General features: G+C 32.9%; 4 protein-coding genes. All 4 read right to left on the bottom strand.

What is annotated here, in order from left to right; genetic code table 11:
* Positions 1-89: 89 nt before the first annotated feature.
* The 4 genes from BJR36_RS19705 to BJR36_RS19690 are packed head-to-tail and all read right to left on the bottom strand — an operon-like array spanning position 90 to position 3848.
* Positions 90-584 (bottom strand): LlaJI family restriction endonuclease, encoded by a 495-nt coding sequence (locus BJR36_RS19705; protein WP_091237137.1) that lies wholly within the window; start codon positions 582-584, stop codon positions 90-92.
* Between the two features lie 14 nt (positions 585-598).
* Complete coding sequence (locus BJR36_RS19700; protein ID WP_091237136.1) at positions 599-2557, bottom strand: McrB family protein; 1959 nt, start codon at positions 2555-2557, stop codon at positions 599-601.
* An 11-nt stretch (positions 2558-2568) separates the two neighbouring features.
* Positions 2569-3639, bottom strand: coding sequence for a DNA cytosine methyltransferase (locus BJR36_RS19695; protein WP_091237135.1), 1071 nt, complete (start codon positions 3637-3639; stop codon positions 2569-2571).
* Complete coding sequence (locus BJR36_RS19690; protein WP_091237134.1) at positions 3639-3848, bottom strand: helix-turn-helix transcriptional regulator; 210 nt, start codon at positions 3846-3848, stop codon at positions 3639-3641. The genes BJR36_RS19695 and BJR36_RS19690 overlap by 1 nt, the downstream gene beginning before the upstream one ends.
* Between the last annotated feature and the right edge of the window lie 347 nt (positions 3849-4195).

Below are 4195 nucleotides of genomic sequence, written 5' to 3'. Positions count from 1 at the left end.
TTTGGCAAGTGGAAATCGTGGTAAAATCCAGTATTTATGCGTGTTTTAGACACTTTTTGGAGTGCTATGAGTATGACGGTTTTGGGAAGTTAGCAATTAGTCTCTATAATTTCATGTTGATTTGTGTATATTCCATACATAAAATACTCTTCCAACAAATGCAAAGAAACGGCTAAACGGTTGAAAATTTTATTATCGTCTTCTCCGTTATATAGATATACTAACTGTTCATTGGAATTGTATTTTTTAATAATCCGAAGAACTTTTTTTAATTCTTGAATAGGCGCTTTGGTTGATAAAATATACTTTGGATAACACTTAAATACATGACCTTCTAAAAGAACCACGCCAACATAATCAAAAACATACTCAACATCAGTTGCATTTTCCATAACATCCGTTAAGACAATATCTTGATTTGATAGATCTTCAAATTCAGGTTTTGACTTTTTAACAGCCTTAACAACACCATATTTTTTTAATATTCCAACAAGGCGCCTGGTTTCTTCAACATTTTCGCCAAGCTCTTTGGAAATCGAATGTAATGTATAATGCTTTAATTCACGAAAGAAACCTTTCGCCATGTTGTCTCACCTCTTTACTCTTCTGTATTATTTGATTTAGCCTCAGGTAAATTTATATCAAAAATCATTTCCCCATCTTCTTCAAAGGCTCTACATATTTCAGAAAAAATCATCTTGCCACTTTTATTTGCATGACCTTTGAAAATCATCTGTGGTTTCATTCTCATAACATCTTCAAAGAGATACATAATAAGCTTACTCTCAAATGCTTTTATAAATGAATTCTCTGAGTCTGTTGTATTCACGGCATTTTCTAATAATTCTTTTGACAAAAAGTATGGCCCCAGAATCTTATCTTCATTAATCTTACATTCATCGGTAAGAATCTCATTAATAGATTTTCGCAGTTCATTCCAATAAACATATTTTTTTGAATCTCCTAATCCAACTGGTATTATATAGTGTTCAACTTTGTCATCAGAATTATCAATACCAATATACTGAAAATGCCATCTTCTCTTAAACGCTGTATCCATTGGATATACACCTTGATCAGCACTATTCATTGTTGCCCAAATAAACATATTGTTCGGAAGTTGTAGTTTTTCATATTTATTTGGAGCCCCTCCAAGTTCAATTGCCAAATAATTGCGAATATCTTCTGTTGTCTGGATTTCATATTCACTAACACCATTTTTATCTCTATCCAACAACTGAAAAACATCTCCAAAAACTGCTGCAACTTTTGCTCTATTTATTTCTTCCACTAAAAGAAGATGAGGCTGTGGACTATCAGTTCTTCCGCTTCTTAATGCTTCCACATATACACGCATAAATGGTCCAGGAACAAACTTATACCTGATATCACCACTTGCCTCTGAAACTGGTTTATATGTTCCCACAAACTGAGAATAAGTGTAGTCGGGATGAAACGTTACTCTTTCAAGGTTTTTCGGATTTACTTTTAATAGCTTCTCCGAATCTTCTTTAAGTTTATAACTTTTACCTGTCCCAGGAGCTCCAAAAACTATCCGATTTTTTTCAAATTCCGTTTCTAGTTTTGTATTAAAAACAGGTTCAATAAATTCGTTTTCTTGAACTGCATCTTGTTCACTTTTATATGTTTTAAAAATATCTTCTGTTGATTCGCCATACTCAGCTACAGAAGGAATTAAAACACGCACCGCACCTAACACTCTATTCATGAAATTGTCGTCAAAAATTTCATGCATTTTATCCTTCAGTTCTGGTTGTTTATCAATTATAGCCCTTACAACTGCAACTGCTTTCGTATCATCTAAGCTACTAATTGCCTGCGATGGATCTCTTGATAATTCCGGTCCAATATATGTTGCATCAAAAGCATCCCTATACCCCAAGAACTCTTCTCGCTTATATGTTTTTGCAAATGTACAATCCATATAGATATCGAATTTGAAATATTTTTTATCTCCATTATATCCAAAATCATATGGTGGCTTTACAATATGAGCGATTCCATAAAATCCAGGCTCCCAATTGACTTCCTTTTTACCTCTGTCTCCACCAAGCGTAACAAAAACAATTTTTTCATTCACTAGTTCTTCTTGTAATGTGTATACCCCATCTATCGTAATTTCTTTCTCTCCATTAAGCATTGCATGTACTGTATCAGGAAATCCACATTTCATAGATATAAACGAAATATCATCATAAGAATATAATTTTATTATCTCATCTACTGCTTTTTCAACAATATCTACTTCGCACTCACCATATTTGTCAAACACTTCTTGAAACTCTTTTCCTCTTCTTGATAAAGCTCGATCATCACTCCAACCAACACGGTCATTTCCAGAAAAATAAAAATCAAATGTATCCTTAGCATTCTTATAGGTATTTATTTTTTTATTAAATCTTCTCTGTAATATTTCCCAATACTCTTTTCTTTTTTTATATCTCTTATCTGTATTAGGTAACATAGCAAAAAACATGCAGACAAGCGCCTGTTGTTGTTCTGGATTCAAGGTCATTATATCAATTGTTTTGTTCATATTTTATCACCTTATTCACTTTCTTTTGCCTCAATACTCTCATATGAGATTCCAGCAAATGTTTTCAAAATAGCTTCAAAAATAACCTTGGCTCCCTTAGATGGGACAGCCATTCCAATCTGTTTTCTTACAGATTCTTTAGATCCTTCAAAAAAATAATTATCTGGGAATGTTTGTAATCTAGCTCTCTCACGATTAGTTAATGCCCTTGGTTCTGCATAATGATAAATATGTGTTCCTCCACCGCCTGACCCTGTAACTGTATAGGCAGGTTTAGTCGGATCTAATCTCTTATATATTTGACTTATTTTTGCACCTTTTACGTTTAATTGAAGATGCTCTGGTATATCTGCTGTAAATGCATTTTGCCCTGGTTTAATATATGTCAATCTTTCAACCACATGAGCTGCTTGTTTAGTAAGTTCATTATTAAGTGCATCAGTACGAATTGGTGGTTCTTCTATTGCCGTCTTGCTAGTTACATCAATATTTTCATATGATTTAGTACTTGGAATTTTATATTCAAATGGAAGATCTTTTCTTATTCCAATAATTATCATTCTATGACGTGCCTGCGGCACTCCGTACTCTTCAAACTTATATAAATTTGGATATATTTTATATCCTACATCCACTAAATCCTTTTTAATTTTTTTAAATGCTTCACCATCATTAGCACTTCTTAATCCGCCAACATTTTCTGCCAAAAACCATAATGGTTGATATCTTTTTAATACCTTAACACCGTAAGTATATAAAGGTCCAAATGTACCATCAAAACCTTTTTGTTCTCCTACAAGCGAAAAATCATTACACGGAAACCCAAATGCCAATGCGTCAATATCGCCAAGTTGCTCAATATTTAATTTTCTTACATCTCCGCAAAGCACACTGTCCGGATCATCTGGACAAATATTTCTCCTATAAGTATTGCAGGTATCCAAATCGTAATCATTTGCCCATTTATGAACAATTTTGTATTCTGAATCATCAATTTGAGCTGTAGTAGCCGCTAACGCTAGCCCTCCTGGCCCACAAAATAATTCTCCTAGTCTAAATTCCTTAATTTCGCTCTTGTTCATTATATTTTTTCTCCATTCGATAATACAAATTCTCTTTTAAATTCAACACCAAGTACCTCTGCAACGCCTTCTAATTCTAATACAGTAAAACTACCTCTTTTCATTTTAGAATTAAAGCTTTGTGGTGATTTTCCTAATCTTCTAGCAAGTTCTGCTTCACTCACATTACACCTAACACAAAGTACTTTAATTTGTTTTGAAATTGTCATAATGGGCTACCTCCATTCATTATCAACATCTACAATAGCATAAACGTTTTTTTTGATAATGTCAAAAAATAATTTTAGCATACATAAGCATAAGACCGGTAATTCCACCTTACGATAAAATAAACCAAAACTGATTATAAATGAATTCTCTACCCAAAAACTGATCTAGTTTTTAATTTTCACACTATTTTTTTATTGATAATTTGCATTTAAACTACTATACTAATTCTATCTTTAAAGAAAGGAGAATATATCCTAAATACCCAAGAAATTATAACGTGTTCGGCGGTGTAACACCCATTGCCTTATATAATTCTGACTGTTTCTTTGTAACCTCACCAACTCGC

Origin of the sequence: Anaerobium acetethylicum (genome assembly GCF_900096945.1) — a bacterium.
Taxonomy (GTDB): domain Bacteria; phylum Bacillota; class Clostridia; order Lachnospirales; family Lachnospiraceae; genus Anaerobium; species Anaerobium acetethylicum.
This window is presented reverse-complemented; position numbering and strand designations above follow the sequence as displayed.